The following is a 24,916-nucleotide window of genomic DNA, read 5'->3' on the forward strand; positions in this document are numbered from 1 at the left end:
ATGAGCATGAACGAAATCGAGCGCGCCCTGCGCGAGCTGCGTCTGTCGGGCATCCGCGCCACTCTCGACACCCGCATCTTGCAGGCCCAAGCCAACCAGGAGCCCTTCCTCGACACCTTCTCGCTGATCCTGCAGGATGAACTGGACCGGCGCCGTTCGCGCCTGATGGAACGGCGCTTCCAGCAAAGCGGACTGGATGAACGGATGTCGCTGGCCGACTTCGACTGGCGTTTCAACCCCAAGCTGCCACGGGCCGCCTGCTTCGAGCTGCACACCCTCAAGTTCGTCGCCGAGGGGCAGAACGCCCTGATCATCGGCAGGCCAGGGACCGGCAAGAGCCACATCGCCAAGGCGGTGGCCTACCAGGCCACGCTGCAGGGGCACAACGTGCGCTACCTGGAGGCCGACGGCGCGTTCGCGGCCTATGCGCTGGGTGGCGATGCCGAACAACGGCAGCAGCTACGTACCTTGATCGACGCCGATCTTCTGGTCCTCGACGATCTGTTCCTGGCGCGCCGTATCGGCGACAAGGCCGGTGAGCTGCTGCAGACGCTAGTGCACCAGCGTTACAAACTCAAGCGCAGCATCGTGGTGACCTCCAACCGGGTCGTGCAGGACTGGGGCAAGTACCTTGGCGACAACACGATGGCGACCACCATCTTGGATCGGCTCATGCACAGGGCGCAGATCCTGGAGTTCGAGGGAAAAAGCTACCGACTGAAGGAGGCAGCGTCGCGGCTTACGCGCTTGACGTCTGCCGACGTCAAGCAGGACTGACAAGGCCGGCGGCAGGAACATGAACTACAATCCGGACTGTCCTGCCTGGGGGAATTTGACCTGGCCAAAGGTGGAGGAATTTAACCTGGCCAACGGGGAATTGGTCGATGTGTCGCATCTGTTGCGTCAAGCGAGGGCTGGCTTTGAAGCTGTGGTGATGGATGAAGCCAACCGGGTCTTTGGCCAAAAGGCTGCAGTACTTGATGGAATCATCGTTGGCGGTGGCGGCGCCGAGCTGCTCCTCAAAGAACTGAAACAACGGTATCCCAACGCTATCTCCAGTGACGAGCCGCGTATGATGGTAGCGGAAGGTTTCTGCCGCCTCGGTTTGTTGTCGCTGCTTCAGTCTTGATACCGAGCTCTCTTATGTCACCACAAGCGGAAAAGCCACCCAAAGTCGGCACGGAAATCACTGTTCGTATCAGCCTGACTTTTCAGGAGGCACCGGACGTTCATACGCTTCTGGCGATGACGCCTGTTCGCGAACGCGGAAAGCTAGTGCGTCTGGCCCTTGAGCGATACGTTGCGGAGACAGGCCATCCTGCCGGCGATGTCGATCAACAGATTCATGTGATTTCGACTTGGCTGAGGTCTCGAACTGGGCGAACAGAAACGGCCGTGGACACTGCGAATCAATTCGCAGTGAATCGAACCACCAATCCTCGACTCGCCATGCAGGTTCAGGACATCCCTGCGCCCCCATTGGTAAGCGGTGCCACTGTTCCACCAGAGGCAATTGGTCAAAGTAATTCTGCTCCGGAGGAGATAGTGGCCTCGTCGTCATCCATGAGGCGGTGGCTCCAGTCCTAGGCAGCCGGCCTGGTGATTGATATGTTCCGCCATGTGTCAACCACCAGGCCACCTTAAAACCAGCCGGACCACGGCGCCACGCCGTGCTTCCGCCACTGATTGGACAAATTGGGAAACCTACAGTGACCGCCGACCAAAGTGCACAAGCTCCCCCTGGCAAGTGTTCGAGTAGATGTCGGCTTCGTGCGTCCCATATCGTTGGCCGCGCCGCATTCCCAGGCCCCTTTAAACTTCCGCGAAATTTCCCCAAATTTCTGAAATCAAGGCCATCAAGCGCTCGATACTAATTTACGCGCTCCACCCCTGGTCCATAGTCCGCCAATAGATCGACTTCTTCCTGTAGCGATTGCACACATGGCAAATCCGTAGTCTTCTCAGGCCAGCACCGCCCGTACAATGAGCACGCTCGACAGCAGAGTTGCTCTTCCATGTAAAAGATGGGGCAACCTCGCTCCTGTCGTAAAGCGTGAACATTCTTATGAGCGCAGTGATAAGGCGATCCATTTGGGAAATAAACGGGCGGTTGAATGGAGCGTTTTCTGATAGCGCTGTCCGGCTGCCCCATGCCAACTGCCTGAGCAGCATCATGTCGGTGGTAAGGACATCCTTCATGTTCTTTCGGATCTCGAATCGGGGCGCTTTCTTTTCCCAAATACCAGACATAACGCCCCTTACCCTCAAGCGTGAGCAAATGCGTTGAGGGGAATGCGAGCACTTTTGTCTGTTGCGCTTCGTATTCTGCAGCTTCAATCAAACGCAAAGGACGCCGAGCGGAGAGCTTTCCAAAAAGATCGTAAGTACGTTGCGAGATTTCTTTCATGTCGCCATTAATTTCCTCATCGTCGCGTAGGACACGTGGATCCTTTGCTCCATCACGGAACCGCACCCAGGCACCACTAGGTAACTTTACTGCGACACTTTCGGAAAGCAGCATTAGCGGTCGACTCCCAATGTCACCAGTTTCAACCTCTACAGCGAACGTAGCTTCTAACTCTCCGCTATTGCCGGCAACCAAACGCCCAAAGTTGACAAAGTGCTGTGGAGGCAACGTGCTCGAAAGTTCACCAAACGCGAGATTCGCATATAAAGCAGGGACCTGCGGCAACGCATCAGCAATATCTGCGACGACCAGGATGTCGTCCGACTCGATTCGCTGCTCAATTAGAGTCTTCCGCGGATTCAGGAAAACAACGATCCATGCTCCGTTCATGAGTGCCATCCGAAGTGGTGCTCCCACGTTCGACTCACTAAGTCGCTTCGCGTAGTCAACGAGCGTGCAGAGAATTTCCGTCCATTCTTTAGTGATAACCTTGGGTCGTTTCTTAACTGCGGCGATAAGCGCTTGGCAAACACTAGTCGAATCGGGCACATCACTGATGGTTGGCAGCTCTAATGAAAGTCGCTTAGCTTCCACCACTAACAATGCCTCTTTCTCGACAGTGGAGGCTTGCCCTAGGTAATCAAGGAAACGTCGGCTACCTTCGTCAGAACTTGGCTCCGCCGGTGCCTCAACTAACATCGTATTAGGAGTAGTTAGATCCCAACCAAGTGAAGCAAGCAACGGATCAAGTACATACTGTCGAATTTGAGCTTCGTTTATTAGCTCCCGCGCCATCGCCGGAGTGCCTGGATTCCTGGTCGTTGACAACTCCGCATACTTCACTTGAATAGAAGGCAAAGTCTCTTCAAGCATCTGCGAACTAAGCCGCTGCAGGGTTTTCGCAAAATTATTCATCTCCGACGGATTCAACGCATAGCCTCCGGAAGCTCATAGACTAGCTTCTTGGCCTCCGCCCACCCGGTATCCGCGAACACATTCAGAACGTCCAAAGAGACACCCTGTTCGTCGGGGAGTTCGATAATATCGAGGAGTAGTCAGCGAGATACCTTCGCGCTATCTTGACTATTAGATCTGCGCCTAAGCTCTCAAACTGATACCCGCCCTCTTTACCTCCCCGCATCGCATCAAAGACCAACTGAAGTAGGACTTCAGGATCATCGTCAATCATTGCTTCGACGATTTCCAAAATTGGATGAGTGATTGCAGGGTAAGAAATCCTTGCAAGCAGTTGCAAACTCGGCAGATATTCACGGAGGAAGCGCCTTCTAATCTTCTGCGCCCGTGCGTCTGACTTCAATTGCTCTGACTTACTCAAATCATATGCACCAGATCCAAAATAGAGCAGATTGGCGCATGAATTCAACAATCGCGTCGTGCTCGTTAGCGGATCGCGAACGGAAGAGTCATCCGCTGCGCGTTCCCACAAGTCTTCGAAGTTGGCTACCAACGTACGAATAATCAGTTCGCTGAGCGAGCATGCCTTCTTGCGAATGTCATCGCTCCGCTGCTCTAAGCCATCGGGTTCACCAAATACGACCAATTCGCGTAAATCGGTTATCAATGCGTGCACTTGTTGATGATATCGCAGCGGATCACCGGCCCATTCCTTGACCCGTTCCTCGGCAGCGCCGATACCCCAGGTTAGCCAGAACCGCAATACGGTGCGAACAATGCCTGTCCTCAGACTCTCTGGGCGATCCTCTTCGGCTGAGGCCCCCAGCCTTCTTTCCAGATCAAGCACTTGCGATGACGACCAACCGATGTCCTGGCTAACGTAATTGTCAAATGAATGAACGAAGAACTTCAGAACACCTTCGTTTCGCTCCTTTGAGAAGGCAATTTCAGCTAAGTCCTTAGCCAAATCTGGCGAGGCAACACACACGACATTCGCTCTCGATAGAATTGCGTGCCTAACGGCTACCGCAGGATCCTCTGCCAGCCGTAAAACCATCGCCTTGTCCTCTGGAGACGCAGATCCGGTCTGTCGAATGTATGCCATTAACGCCCCTGCACCTACAATTCTTGGAGCGGGCCGTCCCCAACTTGGGCCGCGAACAAACTGTCGTTCAGCGTCTTCATCTGTCTCCGGCTTCGGGGCCAGACCAACGTCCAGGCAGGCTGCAATCGCGTTGCGGACGCCTTGGAAGAACTGTAGCTGATCACTATCCGATGGGAGCTGGCATATCTGATCGGCGACTTCCCCGATCGCGTCCATCACTTTGTTTCTCAAGCCGTCGTTCAAGCTTTCCGTTTGTTGAATTCGCACCAGAAGATTGGTGGCCTGTTCCCATTTCTCCTGCAAAGGAGGAATCTCGGTCGATGTAGGAGTAGCCTTTTCAAGGCTATCGGAAATGCGAATGAACTCACGAACCGTCTCATCTTCAAGATCAACGCCCTGTTCCCTCAACCACCAGTTTTCATCGTTATCACTCCATCCACTGGTAATGGAAAAGTGCGGGCGATTAGGAGGCATGACTTCGTCGGCTTGAACCAATTCTCGAAGTCCAGGCACGAGAGTGCCCACCACTGCCCCTGCGGTAATCAAGCAACCGACGTAGACTTTTCGCTGCCTTTCATCACCGATTTGCAGAATGGCGTCTTGAATAGCTCCACTAGCACCCGGCGAAAGGTTCATGTAATTGGCTTCTAAAAACTGCCCTGCATCATATGAGGTATCTGTAAGCGCTAGTACGCTTGGTGACGTCAGCAATTCAAAGATGTGTCCACCAGCATCCTCTCGGCTGGTCGCTGACCGGAGGAATGCAGTAGCTACCCCAGCCCAGACTTCCTTCACAAAGAAAATTTCGGCAAGCTGCTCGTAGCGCTCGAGCGGCGCATCCTTCAGATCTTCATAAAGAGCCTCAAGTAATTTTGCGTAGGTATCGTGATAAGTAGAATTGGGGCTCCACCAGATACAACTAAGATCCTCGATTATGCAAACGGAAGTAGTTCCAAAGTTCGTACTCGCAGACTTCGGTGGCCGACCTGGGGTCTGCCTGCCGAGAATGTAATGATCTAGCGAGCTTTTTAAAGCAAGAGCCGCGTGTTTCGGAGCGAATTTAATGAACCAGTCGAGGCTCCTTTCCAATGCGTATAAGACGCCTTGAAAATCTTGCAGTCTGGTTGACGAAAGGCTCAAAATTCTACTTTCGCTGAGGGAGGTCTTTTCTTCTCGACTAGGCAGTGGCGCTGTGTAGGCGGCGATAAAAATCTCCGCCCCAAGACCTGGGTCTTGCTTCGCGAGTTTTTTGAATTCGTTCGCCAGCCAGAACAACTCAGTGTGGCCCTTTTTCACCACTCGCTCCGGCAGCAACAGGGCGCGAATCAACGCCGCACTTTCAGTTGGGGACGTGCCGATAGTCCTAGCAATTCCCTTTATTGAGGCTGACACCACGCCATCATTACATTGTTCTCCCGCATCCAGCTGAGCTTTCAATAAATGACGGGACGCCTCTCCAATTGCAAGAGCCTCTTTATTAGACAGGTCATGCTCGGACCATGTGGCAATTACCGCGTTAAGCGGCCAATACAAAGACTTGACCGATGCCAATGAAAAATCACGGGTGATCTCACACCATGGATCATCATCCCCGCCAAGCGTTGGCTGCCCCGGCACTACACCTGCAAGCAGGACGTTTAAAACATGGCGAGCTACAAAGCTGGCGCCATCTCTTTTCATAACGTCTTCTGCACTCATCGCTAATAACAGAGGAGCCACGTCTGCAGGAGTTTGCACTTGTTCTGCGGCGATCTTAGCTGGCAGAGTTCTCAGGAACGCACCCACACCTTCGTTAATAGCAATGCCCAATGCGACCTCCCAAAAGCTATGGTGATCAGCCTCTGTATGCCACGCCATCGCGAGCGAGATCATTGCTGCCGGTGCTACCATCAGCACATCGGTTGCATACTCATCTAGCGCGACGGGAATAGAACGAACGCCATCACGCATGAATATGAGCTTGGCGAGCGCGAAGTCAAAAAGCATATGGTGCGCAAACTTCAGCTGCCGAGACGATTCTGGCCGATAAAGAATTCCGTCACTTTGCAGTTTTTCAATTGAGCGAAGAGCAGTGCTATCGAAACCGGACGTGTAAGCGAATAGGCACCTTTGCTGGAGCATTTTGATAAGTAGCGATTCCAACACATTGCTTGATGCTTCCGCTCTTACAAAGTCGTGCCCCAGCCTTTGCTTCCAGAACTGCTCAAGCAATTCAAGTTGCGTGCTAACAGTCCATTTCCCGTTGTTCAGCCCCAACGATCGACCAAGCAGGTAAAGGTTGAAGGGGGAGCTCAGCAAGTCATTCACAGAAGCCGGCGCGGCTCTGGCAATTTCATCCACCGCTGGCCATTGCTTTCGCACTTGCCCTACTTCGTCCGAAGACAGCCGAGACACATTCAAGTGCGCTACGCGCGAAAACTCAGAGTCTTCGAACTGGGTCGATAATGGTTTTCCTTCAAAAAGGCGTTGATAATGCGTTCCATAGCGAAGATCGAATTTCCGAATTGTGGCAACGACAGACCAGTGACCCGCTTTTCGCCGAATTTCGGCGATTAGGGCTTGAACACCTGCCTCCGATCCCATCCCTCGAGACGCATCCAACGCGTCAATTAGCAGAATCCCCGGTTGGCTCGGCTTCCAATTCGCCAGAACATCGGCAATCGAGTGCTCCAATCCTGCGTTACTTGAAAGCGGATCTGTATTAACGCCTGCAAGTTCATCTACCTGAAAGCAAAGCACATCGTGTCCACGCTCTAACAGCTCGCGCGCAGCTAGATACAGCGCACCGGATTTTCCAGCACCTGGTTCCCCTATAACCAAAAACGATCTGCTGTTTGCTGCGCTTTGTACTAGTGCATTGACACATGCGCGTCGGATTTCAATATTCATCGTGACGCTGTCATCGCCAGTGTGAACTTCAATCTTGGCGTACCTAGACATGTCCGCCAGCGCTAAGTCAGTTCGTTGCTTTAGCTTGTCTATGTCGTTGGCAAAGCGCCGCAGCGGTTGGGTTGGAATTCCCCGTGTATTGAGCTCGTCTCGTAACGTGACAATATCGCCGCCCGACCTTCGCGCAGCGAATGCCATGCAAACCGTCACTAGTACATCAAATGCCTTCGAAGCGTGTTCCGAGCCGACCGTCGACTCCAGCATGCTTATCGCCGCCGCTCGATCCCGCGCCGACCGTGTCAATCTCGAGTAATCGAACGCACGCAAGTAAGTTCAATATCTCGGTTTCAGTAGGTTTTGTCCCAGCATGCCGAGTCCAGTGATAGTTTGCCTGGGCATAGAAGGCGTTGAACGCGGTCTTTTCCTTTTCATTGGTCAGAAGGTCCATCTGGAACCGAGTCGCGCCATCCGCCAAGCGCTGGATCACTGGAGAGAGTCCATCAATGAGGGGGGCGCTCCCTCCAGCCCTTACGGCAAGCACCAATCGATCAAGATCGTTGTTCCACTTGCGGGGGGAACCCTTACTCGTCCCCACGTCCACGCCGTCAAGAACCTGACGAACAAACTGGTCGATGACCATTGAAAAACGAGAATTGGAAAGGGAAGATACGGGCACTTCTGCCTTCACGTTGATGTACCAATTGGCGTCATCTTGTGTAAATACAACGATATCGTCAACGGGGGACAGCACCTCTAATTTGAGCGCGACAGGCAAGGAGCCATGAAGACCTAATGGCGCTCGTTCGCTCAATATATGAGCACCAAACCATGCGCCCACTTCGCATTGAAACTTAATCCCAGCCGTTGTTGCGTGGCCTCCAGTCATCTATTGTCCCTTTCGCCATTCGGAAGTCTTGATTCCGGTAAATCGCCATCCTGCGGAGTGCGTTTCAAAACTAAACACAGCTCAATGTCGCGGAAAATTCATCTGACACTATACGCGATGCAGTCCTTGTCGTTGAGGGAGCACATGCCGTTGCTTAACTTGGCGTCAAATTGTTGAGTTGCATCGAAAACTGGTCCACCGGTAGCATAATTCCACCTGTCTTCATAGCAGAAGATCGGAGTGATCGACGTGGCATTGCTAGGCATAATTCGACGCTGGCACCTTCGTGACCAGATCCCCCTGCGAGAGATTGCGAGGCGACTCGGCATCTCGCGCAATACCGTCCGTCGCTATCTCAGGTCGGAAACAACAGAGCCCTCCTATACGGAGCTGCATTCATCGAGCGGCCTGGATAAATATTCGGTTCAGCTCTCAGCCTGGCTCAAGGCCGAGGCAAGCAAGCCCAGAAAACAGCGGCGCAACCTGAAGCAGATTCACCTAGACCTGAAAGATCTCGGCTACGAAGGGTCATATGACCGCGTGGCAGCCTTTGCCAGACAGTGGAAGACGGGGCAACTCGAGCGGGTCAATTCGGCGAGCAAACACACACGCAACACCCAAAGCGGCTTGCAACATGACTTCACCGCTCTAGAATCAGATCACTACTTACTTCGGAAAGTATCCATGCCGGTCGATTTGAACGATATCAGCGACGAAGTTTTCGATAACTGGTTGCAAGGTCTAGGTAGCCACCTAACAGGCGATGGTCTGAACGACGAACGTCTGGTAGAGCTTGTAAGCACAACGCTTCGGGAAACTGTGTCAGAAGCCAGAGCTCGGGGTTTGGTCGACTTAGCGAACTTGTGTTATGCCATGGCCGACAAGACGTTGGGTTCACTGGCACCTTCAACTAGATGTTTAGAAATCGTCGTAAGCGTAGCCAAACACAACTAGGCAGCTGATGGGCCGGTGAAGCACATCGGCATGCCGAATTGCCGTGCGGCGATCAGAACAGTTGAGGAAAATTACTTACACAGCCGTTACACGGACAGGTGCATCACACCGAAAGAAAATCAGGGGCACCCGCACATACCGTGTAAACCCCTGATTCTTCGACGAAAATTTGGTAGGCCCCCCCGGAGTCGAACCGGGCACCAACGGATTATGAGTCCGCTGCTCTAACCAGGCATGAGCTAGAGGCCCGAGGAACACGGGAGGATAGGGGGTGATCCCCTATCCGTCAAGGTTTAGTTACCTTCGAGGAAGCTCTTCAGCTTGTCCGAGCGCGATGGGTGACGCAGTTTGCGCAGGGCCTTGGCTTCGATCTGGCGAATACGTTCGCGGGTCACGTCGAACTGCTTGCCGACTTCTTCCAGCGTGTGGTCAGTCGACATCTCGATGCCGAAGCGCATGCGCAGCACCTTGGCCTCGCGCGGCGTCAGCGAGTCGAGCACATCCTTGACCACGCCGCGCATCGAGGCATGCAGCGCGGCGTCCGAAGGCGCCAGCGTGTTGTTGTCCTCGATGAAGTCGCCCAGATGGGAATCGTCGTCGTCGCCGATCGGCGTTTCCATCGAGATCGGCTCCTTCGCGATCTTCATGATCTTGCGGATCTTATCCTCTGGCATTTCCATCTTGATCGCCAGGGTTGCCGGATCCGGCTCGGCGCCGGTTTCCTGCAGGATCTGGCGCGAGATGCGGTTCATCTTGTTGATGGTCTCGATCATGTGCACCGGAATACGGATGGTGCGCGCCTGGTCGGCGATGGAACGGGTGATTGCCTGACGGATCCACCACGTTGCATAAGTCGAGAACTTGTAGCCGCGACGGTATTCGAACTTGTCCACCGCCTTCATCAGGCCGATATTGCCTTCCTGGATCAGGTCCAGGAATTGCAGGCCGCGGTTGGTGTACTTCTTCGCGATCGAAATCACCAGACGCAGGTTGGCCTCGGTCATTTCGCGCTTGGCCTTGCGGGCCTTCATCTCGCCGGCCGCCATCTGGCGGTTGATGTTGCGCAGGTCCGGCAGCGGCAGCACGACTCTTGCCTGCAGGTCGATCAGGCGCTGCTGCAGTTCCTTGATGGTCGGGATGTTGCGGCCCAGGATGGCGCTGTAAGCGTGGCCTGCAGCCACTTCAGCGTCCACCCATTCCAGATTGGTTTCGTTGCCCGGGAAGACCTTGATGAAGTGGGCGCGCGGCATGCCGCACTTGTTCACGGCCACATCCAGAATCTGCTTCTCAATGTGACGCACTTCATCGACCTGGCCACGCAGGGTGTCGCACAGCTTCTCGACTACTTTCGCGGTGAAGCGAATGCCCAGCAGCTCGCCAGAAATCGATTCCTGCGCTTTCACATAGGATTTCGAGTTATAGCCATCCTTTTCGAACGCCTTGCGCATGCGGTCGAATTGGTTGGCGATCGAATCGAATTTTTCGAGGGCAGCGTTTTTCAGGGCTTCCAGCTGCTCGGCCGTGTAGCCTGCTGCCGCGCCGCTCGGGCTAGCCGCTTCTTCCTCTTCCTCTTCTTCGTCCTCTTCCTCTTCGTCCTCGTCTTCCTCGTCATCGGAGGCTGCGCCGACAGGCTGAGTGCCATCCGCTTCTTCATCGACCAGGCCATCGACGATTTCGTCGATCTTGATCTCATCGGCGCGGATGCGGTCGGAAGTGGCGATAATTTCGGCGATCGTGACCGGGCAGGCGGAGATGGCCTGGATCATGTCCTTCAGGCCGTCTTCGATGCGCTTGGCGATTTCGATCTCGCCCTCGCGGGTCAGCAGTTCGACCGAACCCATCTCGCGCATATACATACGCACTGGGTCGGTGGTGCGGCCGAAGTCGGAGTCAACGGTGGACAGGGCTGCCTCGGCGGCAGCTTCCGCTTCGTCGTCGCTGGTAACGGTGGCGACATTGTCGGACAGCAGCAGCGTTTCGGCATCGGGCGCGTGTTCGTACACGGCGATGCCCATGTCGTTGAAGGTGCCGATAATGCCCTCGATCGCTTCCGGATCGACGATATTCTCTGGCAGGTGGTCGTTGATCTCGGCGTACGTAAGGAAGCCGCGTTCCTTACCGAACTTGATCAGGGTTTTCAGTTTTTGCCGGCGGCGCTCGAGTTCCTCTTCGGTAGCCTCGGTGTCGGACGAGAAGGCGTCTTTCAGCAGCGCTTTTTCCTTGGCCTTGCGGTCCTTGGCTTTCGCCTTGTCCACGGCCTTCAGCTCAGCGCGCTCGACGGCGTTCAGTGCCGCCACTTCATCGTTCTCCGGCTGGAATTCCTTCGGCTTGCGGCCACGGCGACCCGGCACCTTCACGGTCGGCAATACGTAGCCGGAGGTGTCGATCGCGGCCAGCGCTGCCGCATCCGTAGTCTGACTAACCGCCGGCGGCGCCTTGCTGACGCGGGTTTCCGGTTTATCGGCCGTTTTGGCGGCTTTGGCGGTCACTTTGCGGGGCTTTTCAGCCGCTTTGGTTTCAGGTTTCTTAGTTGGCACAGGCGCTTTCGATTTCACAACGACTTGCTAAACGGTTTGGATAGGTTCACGAACCTGCCGACAACCAGGTCCGGCACTGCCACTCTACTACACCCCCATATGGGGGCTAACCTACTGAAAACAAACAAAAAAACTGGACCGCTAAATATTGCAATATTTAGCATTTTATTATAGCACGGCACTTTCCAATTACCAGACGGGCAGGGTTCCTTGCGCGCGAGCAAGTAACTCCTATCGTTTGCCGAGCTCTGCTTCCGCTTCCCGCCGCAGTTCATCTTGCTTGGCAGTAATTTCGCGGTAGCGTACACCAATTTCCTCGGAAGACAAACCGGCGGTAAACAGCTGATCCAACTCCCTCTTTAACGCATCACCCTTCAATTGGCGCACAGTGGCGGACAGCCACATGCGCTCGGCTTCGATTTCCGGTTCCGGCGCCGCGGCGATCTCGCCAATGATGCCGTCGTATTCCGTGCCCTGCTCTTTCAGTTGCTGGGCCAGGACGGCAAACGTGCCCTGCTCGCCCAGCGCCTGCGCGAGCTGAGTCAACTGTACCAGCCGCTCGGCGGCCTCGGCGCCAAACTGGTTAAACGCGGCTTGCGCGTCGCCATCCAGCATCAGCGACAGCCCCGGATGGCAAATCAGCACGCGGATCAGCTTGAGTTCCAGGCCCACCGGCTGCTCGCGGCGGCTCTTGGGCGGCGCAACGCGGGCCGCGGCAACGGGCTTGGCCAGCTCAAACAGCCCTTCCACTTCGCCCGGCGTGCTCTGCGTCATCGTCGCCAGTCCGCGCACGATCTGCAGGCGCAGCGCGGTCGGCGGCATGGCTTGCAGCATGGGCTTGGCGTCGAATTGCACGCGGGCGCGGCCTTCCGGCGAGCTCAGGTCATGTTCGCCCTGCGCTTCGCGCAGCAGGAACTGGGACAGCGGCATCGCTTCCTGCACCTGCTGCTCAAAGGCGGGTGCGCCGTATTCGCGGATATAGCTGTCCGGATCGTGTTCGGCGGGCAGGAACAGGAACTTGATGGTTTTATCGTCCGACACATGGGGCAGGCAGGCTTCCAGCGCCCGCCGTGCGGCGCGGCGGCCGGCCTTGTCGCCGTCGAAACTGAAGATCACATTGTCGGTTTGACGCAACAGTTTCTGCACGTGCGTGGTGGTACAGGCGGTACCCAGGGTCGCCACGGCTTGCGGGAAACCCATCTGAGCCAGCGCCACCACGTCCATATAGCCCTCGGTCACCAGCACATAACCCGCGTCGCGGATGGCCTGGCGGGCTTCGAACAGGCCGTACAGTTCCGAGCCTTTGGAAAATAGCGGCGTTTCGGGGGAGTTCAGGTATTTTGGCTCGCCATGCTCCATGATGCGGCCACCAAAGGCGATGACCTGGCCTTTGGTATTGCGGATCGGGAACATCACGCGCTCGCGGAAGCGGTCATAGCGCTTGGTTTTGCGGCCGTCTTCGTCCACTTGCTGGATGATCAGGCCGGCTTCGACCAGCGCGGGCGCTTCGTAGTCCGGGAAGACCGCTTTCAGGCCATCCCAGCCGTTGGGCGCGTAGCCGAGGCCGAATTTGGCGGCGACTTCGCCCGTCAGGCCGCGGCCTTTCAGGTAGGCGATCGCACCAGGCGCTTTGCGCAGCTCGGCGCGGTAGAAATCGCATGCCTTGCTCATGGCATCGGACAAGGCCATGGACTGCTGCTGTTGCGCGGCACGCTGGGCGGGCGGGATCTTGTCGTCCTGCTCGGGAACCACCATGCCCACGTTCTGGGCCAGGTCCTTCACGGCGTCGACAAAGCCCATGCCCGAGTATTCGATCAGGAATCCGATGGCCGTGCCGTGGGCGCCGCAGCCGAAGCAGTGGTAGAACTGCTTGGTGGGGCTGACCGTGAAGCTGGGCGACTTTTCGTTGTGGAAGGGGCACAGGCCCTGGTAGTTCGCGCCACCCTTTTTCAGCTGCACGTAACGGCCCACCACGTCCACGATGTCGACGCGGTTCAGCAGGTCGGAAATGAAAGATTGCGGGATCACTGGATGACGGTCTTCTTTTGTTGCTAATCAGACTATACCGCCGCAGGGTGGTGCAAGGTTGATGTAACTCAACACTGCGGCGGATCAATGATCCGCCCTACGCGGCGCGGGTAATCGATCCGCCGAACATACCCGGGCGGCGGCATTGAATAATAACCGCCGAGCCGCGATTCGTGTAGGGCGGATCGTTTGATCCGCCGTGCTTGTTACGCCGGGGTCAGCGCCTTCTTCACCAGGCCGGAAACCACCGTCATATCGGCCCGCCCAGCCAGCTTCGGCTTCAGGATAGCCATCACCTTGCCCATATCCTGCGGCCCCGCCGCGCCGGACTCGGCCACAGCGCTCTGCACTTCGGCAGCAATCTCCTCATCGGACAGGCCTGCCGGCATATAAGCGGTCAGCACCACCAGCTCAGCCTTCTCGATATCCGCCAGGTCGGCACGGCCGCCGGCTTCGAACTGGGTGATGGAATCCTTGCGCTGCTTGATCATCTTCTCGACGATGGCCACGGTCTGGGCATCGTTGACTTCGATTTGCTCGTCCACTTCCTTGCGCTTGATTTCAGCCAGCAGCAGGCGGATGGTGGCCAGTTTGCCGGACTCCTTTGCGCGCATGGCGGCTTTCATGTCCTCGGTGATCTGGGCTTTCAAACTCATGGCAACCTCAAAAGTGTGCGTTAGAAAAAGGAAAACCCGCTGCGGCCAAACCGGAGCGGGCGGAAACTCTGGGCACGTGGCGCATCCGTGGCGAACAAAGCGCCGTGCGCGGACGTGCCTGCTAGAGCTATATTAGTACAGCTTCTTCGGCAGTTGCTGGCTGCGGATGCGCTTGTAGTGGCGCTTCACGGCAGCTGCCAGCTTGCGCTTGCGCTCTGCGGTTGGCTTTTCGTAGAACTCGCGAGCGCGCAGTTCGGTCAGCAGACCCGTTTTTTCGATAGTGCGCTTGAAGCGACGCATTGCGACTTCGAACGGCTCGTTTTCTTTAAGGCGAATAGTGGTCATGTAAAAATTCAAACCGTTAGGGTTTAAGGAAGACAGCGATATTAGCAGCTTTTGTCCAAAAATGGAAGAGGGAATGGACGCTAAACCGGCCCTGCAGGCGGGTTCCAAAGGGAGAACGCGTCTGTTCAACGGGCAATCTTTCCGCCCCGCTAACATCAATAATTCCGGCGATAACGGCGTTGCCGGGAGAGGAATGATATCAGATTGCCAGCCCGGCAGCTACCCCGGAAGCCCATGCCCACTGGAAGTTGTAGCCGCCCAGCCACCCGGTAACGTCGACGGTTTCGCCAATGAAGTACAGGCCCGGCACCTTGTTGACCATCATCGATTGCTGCGACAACTCACGGGTGTCGACGCCGCCGCGCGTGACCTCCGCCTTGCGGTAGCCCTCGGAGCCGTTCGGGGTGATGGTCCAGCGATTGATCAGCTCGCCGAGCTTGCGCAGCTTGGCGTCGGGCATGTCGGCGACACGCGCGTCTTCGGCATAGCCGTGCGCTTGCAGCAGGCCTTCCGCCAGTCGGGCCGGCAGCCATTGCGAGAGGATATTGCCCAGCTGCTTCTTGAGCGTCGACTTGCCTTCGATCAGGGTCTGCGCCAGGTCCATCTCCGGCAGCAGATTGATGACGATCGGCGTATTGGGCTGCCAGAAGCTGGAGATCTGCAGGATTGCCGGTCCGGACAGGCCGCGGTGCGTGAACAGCAGATCCTCGCGGAAGCGCGCGCCGGTCGGATTGCGGCCCTTGAGCGAGCCGGTTTCCACATCCACCTCCAGTGAAATGCCGGCCAGCGGGACGAAAGGCTTCCACTCGTTTTCATCGAAAGTCAGCGGCACCAGGGCAGGACGCGGCTCGACCAGTTTCAGTCCGAACTGCTTGGCCATGCGGTAGCCGAAATCGGTGGCGCCAATCTTGGGGATGGAGAGGCCGCCGGTGGCGATCACGACAGCGCCTGCGTGGATATCGCCCTGGTCGGTCTGCAAATGGAAGCCCGCGGCGTTCTGCCGCACGGCTTGCACCTTGCTCGGCATGCGCCACTGCACGTCGCCCGACGCGCATTCGGCGCGCAGCATGTTGATGATCTGCTCGGCGGAATCGTCGCAGAACAGCTGGCCCTTGTGCTTCTCGTGATAGCCGATGCGGTGCTTCCTCACCAGCGACAGGAAATCCTGCGGCGTGTAGCGCGACAGCGCGCTCTTGGCGAAATGGGGATTATCGGACAGGAAATTGGCCGGGCCCGCATTAACATTGGTGAAATTGCAGCGTCCGCCACCCGAGATACGGATCTTCTCGGCCAACTTCTCCGCATGGTCGATCAGCACGACGCGCTTGCCGCGCTGCGCCGCCGTCGCCGCGCACATCATCCCCGCAGCGCCCGCGCCAATCACCGCCACATCAACCTGCATCATGCCCTCGCCTCAACCGACCAAACCCGCTATTTTACATGGCGTCTCCTGGGGTCAGGCACGAAATGGATCATGAGCTCGCTTGCAAAGCGAGCTCATGATCCATTTCGTGCCTGACCCCATTTAGATAAGGCGGGCGACTTCTTTGCAGTGGGCGGCTTGCTGGGCGATGGAGTCGGGGACGGGAATTTCGCCGCGCAGGACGGCGGCGATCCAGCCGGCGGTGGAGGCGGCACTTTTGCCTTCGGGGAGGACGGGCAGACTTTCGACCAGCAACTGCTTTTCGACCAGCACCGTGCGCTCGCCGTCGTGGAACCAGTCGATCTTCTGCGCTTTGTTGGCATTGGCGACCGTCTCGCCTTCGGTGCCGCGCATGAGGAAGGCGTGTCCGCGCTCGTGCGGCGCAGCCTGCTGGAAGTATTCGCCCAGCGTTTCGAGATATTCGGGATGCGTGTAGGACACCAGCCGCAGCGCCGGCCCTTCAAACGGCTGCATGATCTTCACCAGCGTATGCGTCGAGTTGCGCACTCCGAGTATGCGGCGCAGGGACAGCATCCACGCCAGCCGCGGCGCCAGCGCCTCGATCGTGATGAAGCTGACGTGTCCGCCAGCCAGCGCAGCCTCGGCCTCAGCGTGCGAGCCGGCCGCATGAACGCCCAGGGCCTCGAACACCTCGGCCGTCGCCACGCGTCCCACATCATGTGCCACGCCATGCACCAGTACGGGTACGCCTTCGCGCGCCAGCAACATGGCCAGCAACGCCGTCAGGTTCGGCAGCTTGCGCGCGCCGTTGTAGCTGGGGATAACGACGGGAGCGTATTCGCCCGCCGGTGCGCGCAGCCGCGGAAAGGAGGACTCGGACGCTTCCAGGAAGCCCTCCAGTTCCTCCACCGATTCGCCTTTGATCCTCATCGATAGCAGAATGCCACCGAGCTCGAGGTCGGACACGCGGCCGTCGAGAATGGCCGTCCAGAGTTCGCGCGCTTCATCGCGGCTCATGCTGCGGGCGCCTTTCGCGCCGCGGCCGATTTCCTTGATGAAGCGGGCCGTTGGGAATGGGTCGTGGGTTGTCATGTCTGCCAGTTTACGGCATTTCGGCTAAACTAGATGATCCCCAAGCGAATATCCAGCCAGGAAGCCGAGCCATCATGATTGCACAAGACCTTGAAAATATTAACGTCACCTCCTTCGCGTCCATGCCCACTCCCGAGGCACTGCACGCGAAGCTGCCGCTGACCGACGCCGCTTCCGACACCGTGACCAAGGGCCGCGAAGACCTGCGCAATATCCTGGACCGCAAAGACAAGCGCCTCTTCGTCGTCGTGGGCCCCTGCTCCATCCACGACCCGGTCGCGGGCCTGGACTATGCGCGCCGCCTGAAGGCGCTGCAGGAGGAAGTGAAGGAAACCATGCTGCTGGTGATGCGCGTGTATTTCGAGAAGCCGCGCACGACCACCGGCTGGAAGGGCTATATCAACGATCCGTTCATGGACGATTCCTTCCGCGTGGACGTGGGCATGGAGCGCGCGCGCCAGTTCCTGCTGGATGTCTGCGAACTGGGCCTGCCGACCGCCACCGAGGCGCTGGACCCGATCTCACCGCAATACCTGGGCGACCTGATTGCCTGGACCGCGATCGGCGCGCGCACCACGGAATCGCAGACGCACCGCGAGATGTCGTCCGGCCTGTCCACGCCTGTGGGCTTCAAGAACGGCACGGACGGCGATATCACCATCGCCATCAACGCGATCATGTCCGCCTCCAATCCGCACGCCTTCCTGGGCATTAACAGCCAGGGGTCGGTGTCCATCGTGCGCACCCGCGGCAACCGCCACGGCCACGTGGTGCTGCGCGGCGGCGACGGCCGTCCGAACTATGACTCCGTTTCCGTGACCATCGCCGAGCAGGCGCTGGAAAAGGCCAAGCTGCCGGCCAATATCGTGGTCGACTGCTCGCACGCCAACAGCTACAAGAAGCCCGAGCTGCAGCCGCTGGTGATGACGGACGTGGTCAACCAGATCGTGCACGGCAATAAGTCGCTGGTGGGCGTGATGATCGAGTCCAACATCGTCGGCGGCAGCCAGAAGATCCCGGCCGATTTGTCCCAGTTGAAGTACGGTTGCTCCGTGACCGATGGCTGCATCGATTGGGAAACGACCGTGAAAATGTTGAAGGATGCGGATCGCGAATTGCGCGCACGTCCGTTGTAATCAGCCCCCGCCTCGGGCGACCCATGCACGGCGGATCAATGATCCGCCCTACGCCGTGTCGGATGATCATGCCCCGCATCCCCGTCGACGGCGCGTAGGGCGGATCATTGATCCGCCGTCTCAACTCAGTGGTAGATCCAACTCCCCGCCACTAAAATCTGTGTCTTCACCGAACTAGCCAAAAAACAGCTCTCATGCGCCGCATGATGCAGCTGTTCCAGCGCCGCATCCGTCGGCGCCTTCTCTCCGCTGAAGGTAACGATCGGCTTCAGCGTCACCACCGTCATCGCATCCCTCCCCTCGTCATTGCGCGCCATCAGCCCCTCAGCCTGATCGACATAGCTATCCACCACAAACCCCTCCACCGCCGCCAGGTTCAGGAACCACAGCATATGGCAGCTGGACAGCGCCGCCACATAAGCCTCCTCCGGATCAACAGCCGTCGGCTCGCTGAGCGGCACGCGCACCACGTGCGGTGAGCTGGAGCCCGGCACCACGGCGCCGCCGTCGAACGTCCATTTATGCAGGCGGCTGTAGCGGTTATCGGTAAAGACAGCATCATGACGATGCCACGCAATTTCGGCGGTGTGGATGGACATGGCAAATCTCCTTATAGCGCGGCCAGCGCGATTTCTTCGGTATGGCGCAGGTGGGCGGCGAGCGTAGCGCAGGCAGCATCCGCATCGCCCGCGCGCACCTGTGCGATCAGATTATTGTGCTCCTCGTTCCAGCCGGGACGGCGCGATTCCGGTCCAAGCCGCGCGAGATAGAAGCGCTGCACGGCATCGCGCAGGCTGGCAATCATCTGCAGCGTGCGGGGACGTCCGCCCGGCTCGTACAGCGCGTCGTGAAAGGCGCGGTCGAGACGCACCCACTCCGCGGGCGCCGTCTCCGCATCCAGCTCATGCTGCACGGCTTCCACGCGCCGCAAGGAACGCTCGCTGTGCAGCGGCACGGCGTGACGCAGCGCGTCCGCCTCCAGCAGCACGCGCAGGTCGAAGATTTCGCGTAGCTCGTCGGCGGACAGGGTGGTCACATAAGCGCCGCGATTCGGCTCGATCTGCACCAGCCCTTCGGCCTGCAGCGAATTGAGCGCCTCGCGCACAGGAATGCGGCTGGTGCCGAATTCCTCGGCCAGCTCGGTCTGGCGCAGCAACACGCCGGGCGCCAGCGCGCCGCTGATGATGGACTCGCGCAGTGCGGCCAGGATGGTCGGTCCGCCCTGGGACCGTGGTGGAGCAGTTCGTGTCATGAGTTAACTGTATACACGTATACACTCAATTGCAAGGTAAAATAGCAGATTCCCCTGATCCATTTCCAGCAAATCCATGATCGTTCTTGGCGTTGAATCCTCCTGTGACGAAACCGGCCTGGCCCTGTATGACACGGACCGCGGCCTGCTGTCGCACGCCCTGCATTCGCAGGTGGCGATGCACGAGGAATACGGCGGCGTGGTGCCGGAACTGGCGTCGCGCGACCATATCCGCCGCGCGATCCCGCTGCTGGAACAGGTGCTGAAGACCGCCGCCATCGCGCCGGCCCAGATCGACGCTATCGCCTACACGCAAGGTCCCGGCCTGGCCGGCGCCCTGCTGGTCGGCTCGTCGATCGCCTGCAGCCTGGGCATGGCGCTGGACAAGCCCGTGCTGGGCGTGCACCACCTGGAAGGCCATTTGCTCTCGCCGCTGCTGGCGTCCGAGCCGCCGGAATTCCCCTTCGTCGCGCTGCTTGTGTCAGGCGGCCATACGCAGCTGATGCGCGTGGACGGCGTGGGCCAGTATGAGCTGCTGGGCGAAACGCTGGATGACGCGGCAGGCGAAGCCTTCGACAAGTCCGCCAAGTTGCTGGGCCTGGGCTATCCTGGCGGTCCTGCGATTTCGCGCCTGGCCGAATTCGGCGATCCGGAAGCGTACAAGCTGCCACGCCCCATGCTGCACTCGAAGGATTTGAATTTCAGCTTCTCCGGCCTGAAGACGGCGGTGCTGACGGTAGTGAAGAAGAACGAGGGCGCGGCCAATGTCTGCGAGCAGGACAAGGCCAATATCGCACGCGGCTTCGTCGATGCGATCGTGGATGTGCTGACGGCCAAATGCCTGGCCGCGCTGAAGCAGACCGGCCTGAAGCGCCTGGTGATTGCCGGCGGCGTGGGCGCGAACCAGCAGCTGCGCGCTTCGCTGAATGCGGCGGCGGCCAAGAAGAAGTTTCGGGTGTATTACCCGGAACTGGAATTCTGCACGGATAACGGGGCGATGATCGCCTTCGCCGGCGCCATGCGCCTGCGGATCAATCCACAGGCGGCGCAGCGGGATTACGCGTTCAATGTCCGTCCGCGCTGGCCGCTGGACGAATTGCGCGTTATTTTAAGCGAACAATACGGCTGCCAGGCCCACCAGCGCCAGCAATCCGCCGGCCGCTACTTTGGTTTTCATGCCTTTATGACGCAGATCGATGCGCGATTCAACGCGCTCGGTGCGGCGGGGCTTGCCGGCACGCTTGTCCTCCTGGGGTGCTGCCGCTTGCTGTACTTCGTGGTTCATGCTGCTGTTCTCCTTGTATAGACACAATGTAGCAGCTAGTGGCGCGGGCTGCCACACTGGTGTTGTTTCCTATCGACAATAACGGAGCCGCAGGCGACGGAAGCACGGCGGATCAATGATCCGCCCTACGCACCGGGGCAGATTCGCCGACCCTGTGCGCCTCGAAATGCGTTACGCACCGGGGCAAATTCACCGATCCTGTGCGCCTCGAAACGCGTAGGGCGGATCGTTTGATCCGCCGTGCCTGCCGGTTACGCGGCTTGTGCAACCGGCCGTTTCTGACGGTGATACAAGAACTCCAATACGCTGGTCCGATAATCGATATAGAGCGGATCCTGCGCCAGCGCCAGGCGGTCGCGCGGGCGGTCCAGGCGCACTTTCACGATCTCGCCGATGGTCGCCGCCGGCCCGTTCGTCATCATTACGATGCGATCTGACAGCAGCACGGCTTCGTCCACATCATGCGTGACCATCACCACCGTGGCGCCGGTGGCGGACACGATGCGCATCAGTTCATCCTGCAGGTGCGCGCGGGTGAGCGCATCGAGCGCGCCGAAGGGTTCGTCCATCAGCAGCACCTTGGGCTCCATCGACAGCGCCCGTGCAATGCCCACACGCTGCTTCATGCCGCCCGAGATTTCGTTGGGACGCTTGCCACCGGCCGCAACGAGGTTCACCAGCTCCAGCGCCTTCCAGGTACGCTCGTCCAGCTGCTTGCGCGATTCCTTGCCGCCGAAGACGCGCTCCACGGCGAGGTGGATGTTTTCGAAGCAGGTCAGCCAGGGCAGCAGCGAATGATTCTGGAATACGACGGCGCGCTCCGGCGACGGGCCATCGATTTCGCGTCCGGCGCAGATCAGCGCGCCGCTGGTCGGCTTGGTCAGGCCCGCGATCAGGTTGAGCAGCGTGGACTTGCCGCAGCCCGAGTGTCCGATCAGGGTGATGAACTCACCCTGCTCCACCTGCAGGTTCACATTGCTCAGGGCCTGGAAGCGGCCGAAGCTCATGTCCGCATTGCTGATGTCGATGAACTTGCCCATATCAGTTCTCCTCATAGGTGACGGCTTTCGCCAGCGTTACCAGCGCAACTTCCAGCAGCAGGCCGACGATGCCGATCACGGCGATCGCGATCAGGATGTGCGGCACGTTCAGGTTGTTCCATTCATCCCAGACCCAGAAGCCGATGCCCACGCCGCCCGTCAGCATTTCAGCGGCCACGATCACCAGCCACGCCGTACCGATGGCGAGACGCACGCCGGTCAGCATGTAAGGCAGCACGGCGGGCATCAGGATCTTGGTGAGCACCTTCCATTCGCTCAGGTTCAGCACGCGCGCCACGTTCAGGTAGTCCTGCGGCACACGCTGCACGCCCACGGCAGTGTTGACGATCATCGGCCAGATGGAGCAGATGAAGATGGCCCAGATCGCGGCCGGATCGGCGGCCTTGAACACCAGCAGGCCAATCGGCAGCCAGGCCAGCGGCGACACAGGCTTCAGCAGGCTGATGATGGGGCTGAACATGCCGTAGGCGAACTTGAACCGGCCGATGATGAAGCCGAGCGGAATGCCGACTGCTGCGGCAAGGCCGAAGCCCAGTGCGACCCGCCGCAGCGAGGCAAGCACGTTCCAGCCTATGCCCTGGTCGTTCGGGCCCTTGCGATAGAAGGGATCGGAGAACATCTTCACCGCCTCGTCCCAGGTTTGCAGGGGCGTGGGGAAGGCGCTGTTTTGCGTGGCGAGGATTTGCCAGGCGAGCACCAGCAACGCCAGGCCCATTAGCGGCGGGAGAGCTTGCAAGATAAAGGGGCGGAGGCTGCGGGCGCTGCGCGGCGCAGCGGCGTCATTGGCGGCCGGCGGCGTGGAGGAAGATGGCTCGGCAGCGGCGGACACGCTGGCGGCGGCGCCAGGCACGGGCGCCGCGGTGGCGGCCGGCGCGGGTGGCGCTGCGCCGACGCGGGTGAGGATAGCATTCATGTAAGCTCCTTATGCCTTGATCTTGAAGGATTCGGCGTAGGCCTTGGGGTTCTTGCCATCCCACACAGCGCCGTCGACCATCTTCACGGTGCGCAGCGGCGACTTCGGCACGCTGACCTTGGCCAGCGCGGCTGCATCCTTGTAGACATCGATCTGGTTGACCTGCGTGGCAACGGCCAGGTAATCCGGATCGCTCTTCAGCAGTCCCCAGCGCTTCTGCTGCGTGAGGAACCACATGCCATCGGACAGATAAGGGAAGTTAACCGCACCGTCATTGAAGAACTTCATATAGTTCGGATCATCCCAGGTCTTGCCCAGCCCATTCTGGTAGCGGCCCAGGATGCGCTGGCCGATCACGTCCACCGACGTGTTCACATAGGACTTGTCGGCAATCGTTTCAGCCATCTTCACTTTATTGGACAAAGAGGCATCGATCCAGCGGCTCGCATCGAGAATTGCGGCAACGAGCGCACGCGCAGTGTTCGGATACTTCTTCACCCATTCAGCGCTGGTGCCCAGCACCTTCTCCGGATGGTCGCGCCAGATCTCCTGCGTGGTCGTTGCCGTGATGCCGACGCCGTCGGCAATGGCGCGATGGTTCCAGGGCTCGCCCACGCAGAAGCCGTCCATATTCCCGATGCGCATATTGGCCACCATCTGCGGCGGCGGCACGGTGATCACCTTTGCGTCTTGCATTGGATTGATGCCGTAGGTCGCCAGCCAGTAATAGAGCCACATCGCGTGGGTGCCGGTCGGGAAGGTCTGCGCAAAGGAGTATTCGCGCTGGTCCGTCTTCATCAGCTTTGCCAAAGACGGGCCATCCACGGCGCCTTTATCTGCAAGCTTTTTGGAGAGCGTGATGGCCTGGCCATTGTGGTTCAGGTTCATCAGCACGGCCATATCCTTCTTCGGGCCGCCCACGCCGAGATGCACGCCATAGATCAGACCATACAGCACGTGGGACGCATCGAGTTCGCCGTTTACCAGCTTGTCGCGCACTGCGGGCCAGGAAGCTTCCTTGCTGGGGATGATCTTGATGCCGTATTTCTTGTCGAAGCCCAGCACGGACGCCATCACCACCGATGCGCAGTCCGTCAGAGGGATGAAGCCCACCTTGACCTCTTCCTTCTCCGGCTTGTCCGAGCCTGCGGCCCATGCCCCTTGCGTCGCGAGTCCCGTCAGTGCGGTGGCGGCGCCGGCCTTCAACAGGCTGCGGCGGGTCAGGCTGAATTTTTCGTCCATCTTCTCTCGTCCCCGTAGCGAATAACCAGCGGATGCCGGTCCTACGCCTGTTATTGCAAGCAGCGTGCCAGGGGATTTAAGGTGTGGGGAGCGGTATCAGGCGTGAATTTCAGGCACTGCTGTTGTGCGCCGCACCATGAGGGTGCAGCCCAGGCTCCGCGCGGAGGCGTGCGGCCATCAGGTCGACAAAGGAACGCACCCGCGCGGAGCCTTGCCGCGCATCGCGGTGCACGATATGGATAGGCACAGGCGGCGTGCTGAATGCCTCCAGCACCAGCTGCAGCTCGCCACTCGCCACCAGGGCTGCCGACTGGTAGGACAACAGGCGCGCAATGCCGAAGCCCGCCTTCACGGCTTCGATGGCTGCGTCATTGGTGTTCACGTTCAGCCGCGCGGACGGGCGCAGGGACAAGGCGCGACCGCCATCATTGAAGCGCCACTCCACAGGAGCGCTGGAACCGGAGGAAGAGACGACCGCATGCTGCGCCAGGTCCTGCGGCTTCTGCGGCGCCCCATGCCGCGCCAGATACTCGGGCGACGCAACCAGCACGCGCCGCACCTCGCCCACGCGCACCGCGCGCAGCGTGGAATCAGGCAGTTCGCCGATGCGCACGCCAACGTCGATGCCCTCTTCCAGCAGGTTCGTCACGCGGTCGACAAATAAAGTACTTACTTCCATGCCGGGATAGCGCTGCAGGAAGTCCACGATGCCGGGCGTGACATACATGCGGCCAAACAGCATGGGCGCCGTCACCATCAGGTGGCCGCGCGGCGCAGCGTTGATGCCCTGCACCGCTTCGTCGGCTTCGTCCATTTCGGCGATGATGCG

General features: G+C 58.8%; 18 protein-coding genes, 1 tRNA gene and 2 pseudogenes. 5 read left to right on the forward strand and 16 right to left on the reverse strand.

Annotation, left to right across the window (positions count from 1 at the left end; genetic code table 11):
- Both istB and ACHMW6_RS29550 read left to right on the forward strand, forming a co-directional pair.
- On the forward strand, positions 1–777 hold the full coding sequence (gene istB / locus ACHMW6_RS29545; RefSeq protein WP_395408548.1) for an IS21-like element helper ATPase IstB: 777 nt from the start codon (positions 1–3) through the stop codon (positions 775–777).
- 19 nt (positions 778–796) lie between these two features.
- The gene (locus tag ACHMW6_RS29550) at positions 797–1,129 is read left to right on the forward strand and encodes a hypothetical protein (RefSeq protein ID WP_395402365.1); all 333 of its coding nucleotides are present in this window, start codon (positions 797–799) and stop codon (positions 1,127–1,129) included.
- 741 nt (positions 1,130–1,870) lie between these two features.
- On the opposite strand, the gene ACHMW6_RS29555 is transcribed toward ACHMW6_RS29550, so the two are convergent.
- The 3 genes from ACHMW6_RS29555 to ACHMW6_RS29565 form a co-directional block, all read right to left on the reverse strand.
- Entirely contained in the window at positions 1,871–3,337 is a 1,467-nt protein-coding gene (locus tag ACHMW6_RS29555) for a hypothetical protein (RefSeq protein WP_395402367.1), read from the reverse strand.
- A gap of 67 nt (positions 3,338–3,404) precedes the next feature.
- Positions 3,405–7,514 (reverse strand): hypothetical protein, encoded by a 4,110-nt coding sequence (locus ACHMW6_RS29560; RefSeq protein ID WP_395402369.1) that lies wholly within the window; start codon positions 7,512–7,514, stop codon positions 3,405–3,407.
- Between the two features lie 19 nt (positions 7,515–7,533).
- Positions 7,534–8,202 carry a hypothetical protein gene (locus ACHMW6_RS29565; RefSeq protein WP_395402371.1) on the reverse strand — a complete coding sequence of 223 codons (669 nt, stop codon included), beginning with the start codon at positions 8,200–8,202 and terminating at the stop codon, positions 7,534–7,536.
- Between the two features lie 240 nt (positions 8,203–8,442).
- Between ACHMW6_RS29565 and ACHMW6_RS29570 the strand changes: the two are divergent.
- A pseudogene (locus ACHMW6_RS29570) lies at positions 8,443–8,769 on the forward strand (helix-turn-helix domain-containing protein); the annotation flags it as partial.
- Positions 8,770–9,326: 557 nt separating this feature from the next.
- Here ACHMW6_RS29570 and ACHMW6_RS29575 read toward each other — a convergent pair.
- From ACHMW6_RS29575 to ybiB, 7 genes are all read right to left on the reverse strand, one after another.
- Positions 9,327–9,405 (reverse strand) — tRNA-Ile (locus tag ACHMW6_RS29575).
- 44 nt (positions 9,406–9,449) lie between these two features.
- Positions 9,450–11,693, reverse strand: a complete 2,244-nt coding sequence (gene rpoD / locus ACHMW6_RS29580) for an RNA polymerase sigma factor RpoD (RefSeq protein WP_395402373.1) — start codon at positions 11,691–11,693, stop codon at positions 9,450–9,452.
- A gap of 231 nt (positions 11,694–11,924) precedes the next feature.
- Positions 11,925–13,721, reverse strand: coding sequence for a DNA primase (gene dnaG, locus ACHMW6_RS29585; RefSeq protein ID WP_395402375.1), 1,797 nt, complete (start codon positions 13,719–13,721; stop codon positions 11,925–11,927).
- A gap of 206 nt (positions 13,722–13,927) precedes the next feature.
- Positions 13,928–14,377 (reverse strand): GatB/YqeY domain-containing protein, encoded by a 450-nt coding sequence (locus ACHMW6_RS29590; RefSeq protein WP_395402377.1) that lies wholly within the window; start codon positions 14,375–14,377, stop codon positions 13,928–13,930.
- A gap of 132 nt (positions 14,378–14,509) precedes the next feature.
- Positions 14,510–14,722 carry a 30S ribosomal protein S21 gene (gene rpsU / locus ACHMW6_RS29595; protein ID WP_005665410.1) on the reverse strand — a complete coding sequence of 71 codons (213 nt, stop codon included), beginning with the start codon at positions 14,720–14,722 and terminating at the stop codon, positions 14,510–14,512.
- Positions 14,723–14,921: 199 nt separating this feature from the next.
- The gene (locus ACHMW6_RS29600) at positions 14,922–16,127 is read right to left on the reverse strand and encodes an NAD(P)/FAD-dependent oxidoreductase (protein ID WP_395402382.1); all 1,206 of its coding nucleotides are present in this window, start codon (positions 16,125–16,127) and stop codon (positions 14,922–14,924) included.
- Positions 16,128–16,247: 120 nt separating this feature from the next.
- Positions 16,248–17,198 (reverse strand): DNA-binding protein YbiB, encoded by a 951-nt coding sequence (gene ybiB, locus ACHMW6_RS29605; RefSeq protein ID WP_395402384.1) that lies wholly within the window; start codon positions 17,196–17,198, stop codon positions 16,248–16,250.
- 74 nt (positions 17,199–17,272) lie between these two features.
- On the opposite strand from ybiB, the gene ACHMW6_RS29610 reads away from it, so the two are divergent.
- The gene (locus tag ACHMW6_RS29610; RefSeq protein WP_395402386.1) at positions 17,273–18,334 is read left to right on the forward strand and encodes a 3-deoxy-7-phosphoheptulonate synthase; all 1,062 of its coding nucleotides are present in this window, start codon (positions 17,273–17,275) and stop codon (positions 18,332–18,334) included.
- A 125-nt stretch (positions 18,335–18,459) separates the two neighbouring features.
- On the opposite strand, the gene ACHMW6_RS29615 is transcribed toward ACHMW6_RS29610, so the two are convergent.
- Both ACHMW6_RS29615 and ACHMW6_RS29620 read right to left on the reverse strand, forming a co-directional pair.
- On the reverse strand, positions 18,460–18,933 hold the full coding sequence (locus ACHMW6_RS29615) for an OsmC family protein (protein WP_395402388.1): 474 nt from the start codon (positions 18,931–18,933) through the stop codon (positions 18,460–18,462).
- A gap of 11 nt (positions 18,934–18,944) precedes the next feature.
- Complete coding sequence (locus tag ACHMW6_RS29620; RefSeq protein ID WP_395402390.1) at positions 18,945–19,586, reverse strand: GntR family transcriptional regulator; 642 nt, start codon at positions 19,584–19,586, stop codon at positions 18,945–18,947.
- A gap of 76 nt (positions 19,587–19,662) precedes the next feature.
- Here ACHMW6_RS29620 and tsaD point away from each other — a divergent pair.
- A pseudogene (gene tsaD / locus ACHMW6_RS29625) lies at positions 19,663–20,694 on the forward strand (tRNA (adenosine(37)-N6)-threonylcarbamoyltransferase complex transferase subunit TsaD); the annotation flags it as partial.
- Between the two features lie 428 nt (positions 20,695–21,122).
- Here tsaD and ACHMW6_RS29630 read toward each other — a convergent pair.
- The 4 genes from ACHMW6_RS29630 to ACHMW6_RS29645 form a co-directional block, all read right to left on the reverse strand.
- Positions 21,123–21,911, reverse strand: coding sequence for an ABC transporter ATP-binding protein (locus ACHMW6_RS29630; protein WP_395402392.1), 789 nt, complete (start codon positions 21,909–21,911; stop codon positions 21,123–21,125).
- Between the two features lies 1 nt (position 21,912).
- Positions 21,913–22,845 carry a nitrate ABC transporter permease gene (gene ntrB / locus ACHMW6_RS29635; protein ID WP_395402394.1) on the reverse strand — a complete coding sequence of 311 codons (933 nt, stop codon included), beginning with the start codon at positions 22,843–22,845 and terminating at the stop codon, positions 21,913–21,915.
- Positions 22,846–22,854: 9 nt separating this feature from the next.
- On the reverse strand, positions 22,855–24,087 hold the full coding sequence (locus tag ACHMW6_RS29640; protein WP_395402396.1) for a CmpA/NrtA family ABC transporter substrate-binding protein: 1,233 nt from the start codon (positions 24,085–24,087) through the stop codon (positions 22,855–22,857).
- Between the two features lie 109 nt (positions 24,088–24,196).
- Positions 24,197–24,901, reverse strand: a complete 705-nt coding sequence (locus ACHMW6_RS29645; protein WP_395402398.1) for a LysR substrate-binding domain-containing protein — start codon at positions 24,899–24,901, stop codon at positions 24,197–24,199.
- Positions 24,902–24,916 lie beyond the last annotated feature (15 nt).

Origin of the sequence: Pseudoduganella sp. UC29_106 (assembly GCF_044055365.1) — a bacterium.
GTDB lineage: Bacteria > Pseudomonadota > Gammaproteobacteria > Burkholderiales > Burkholderiaceae_D > Rugamonas.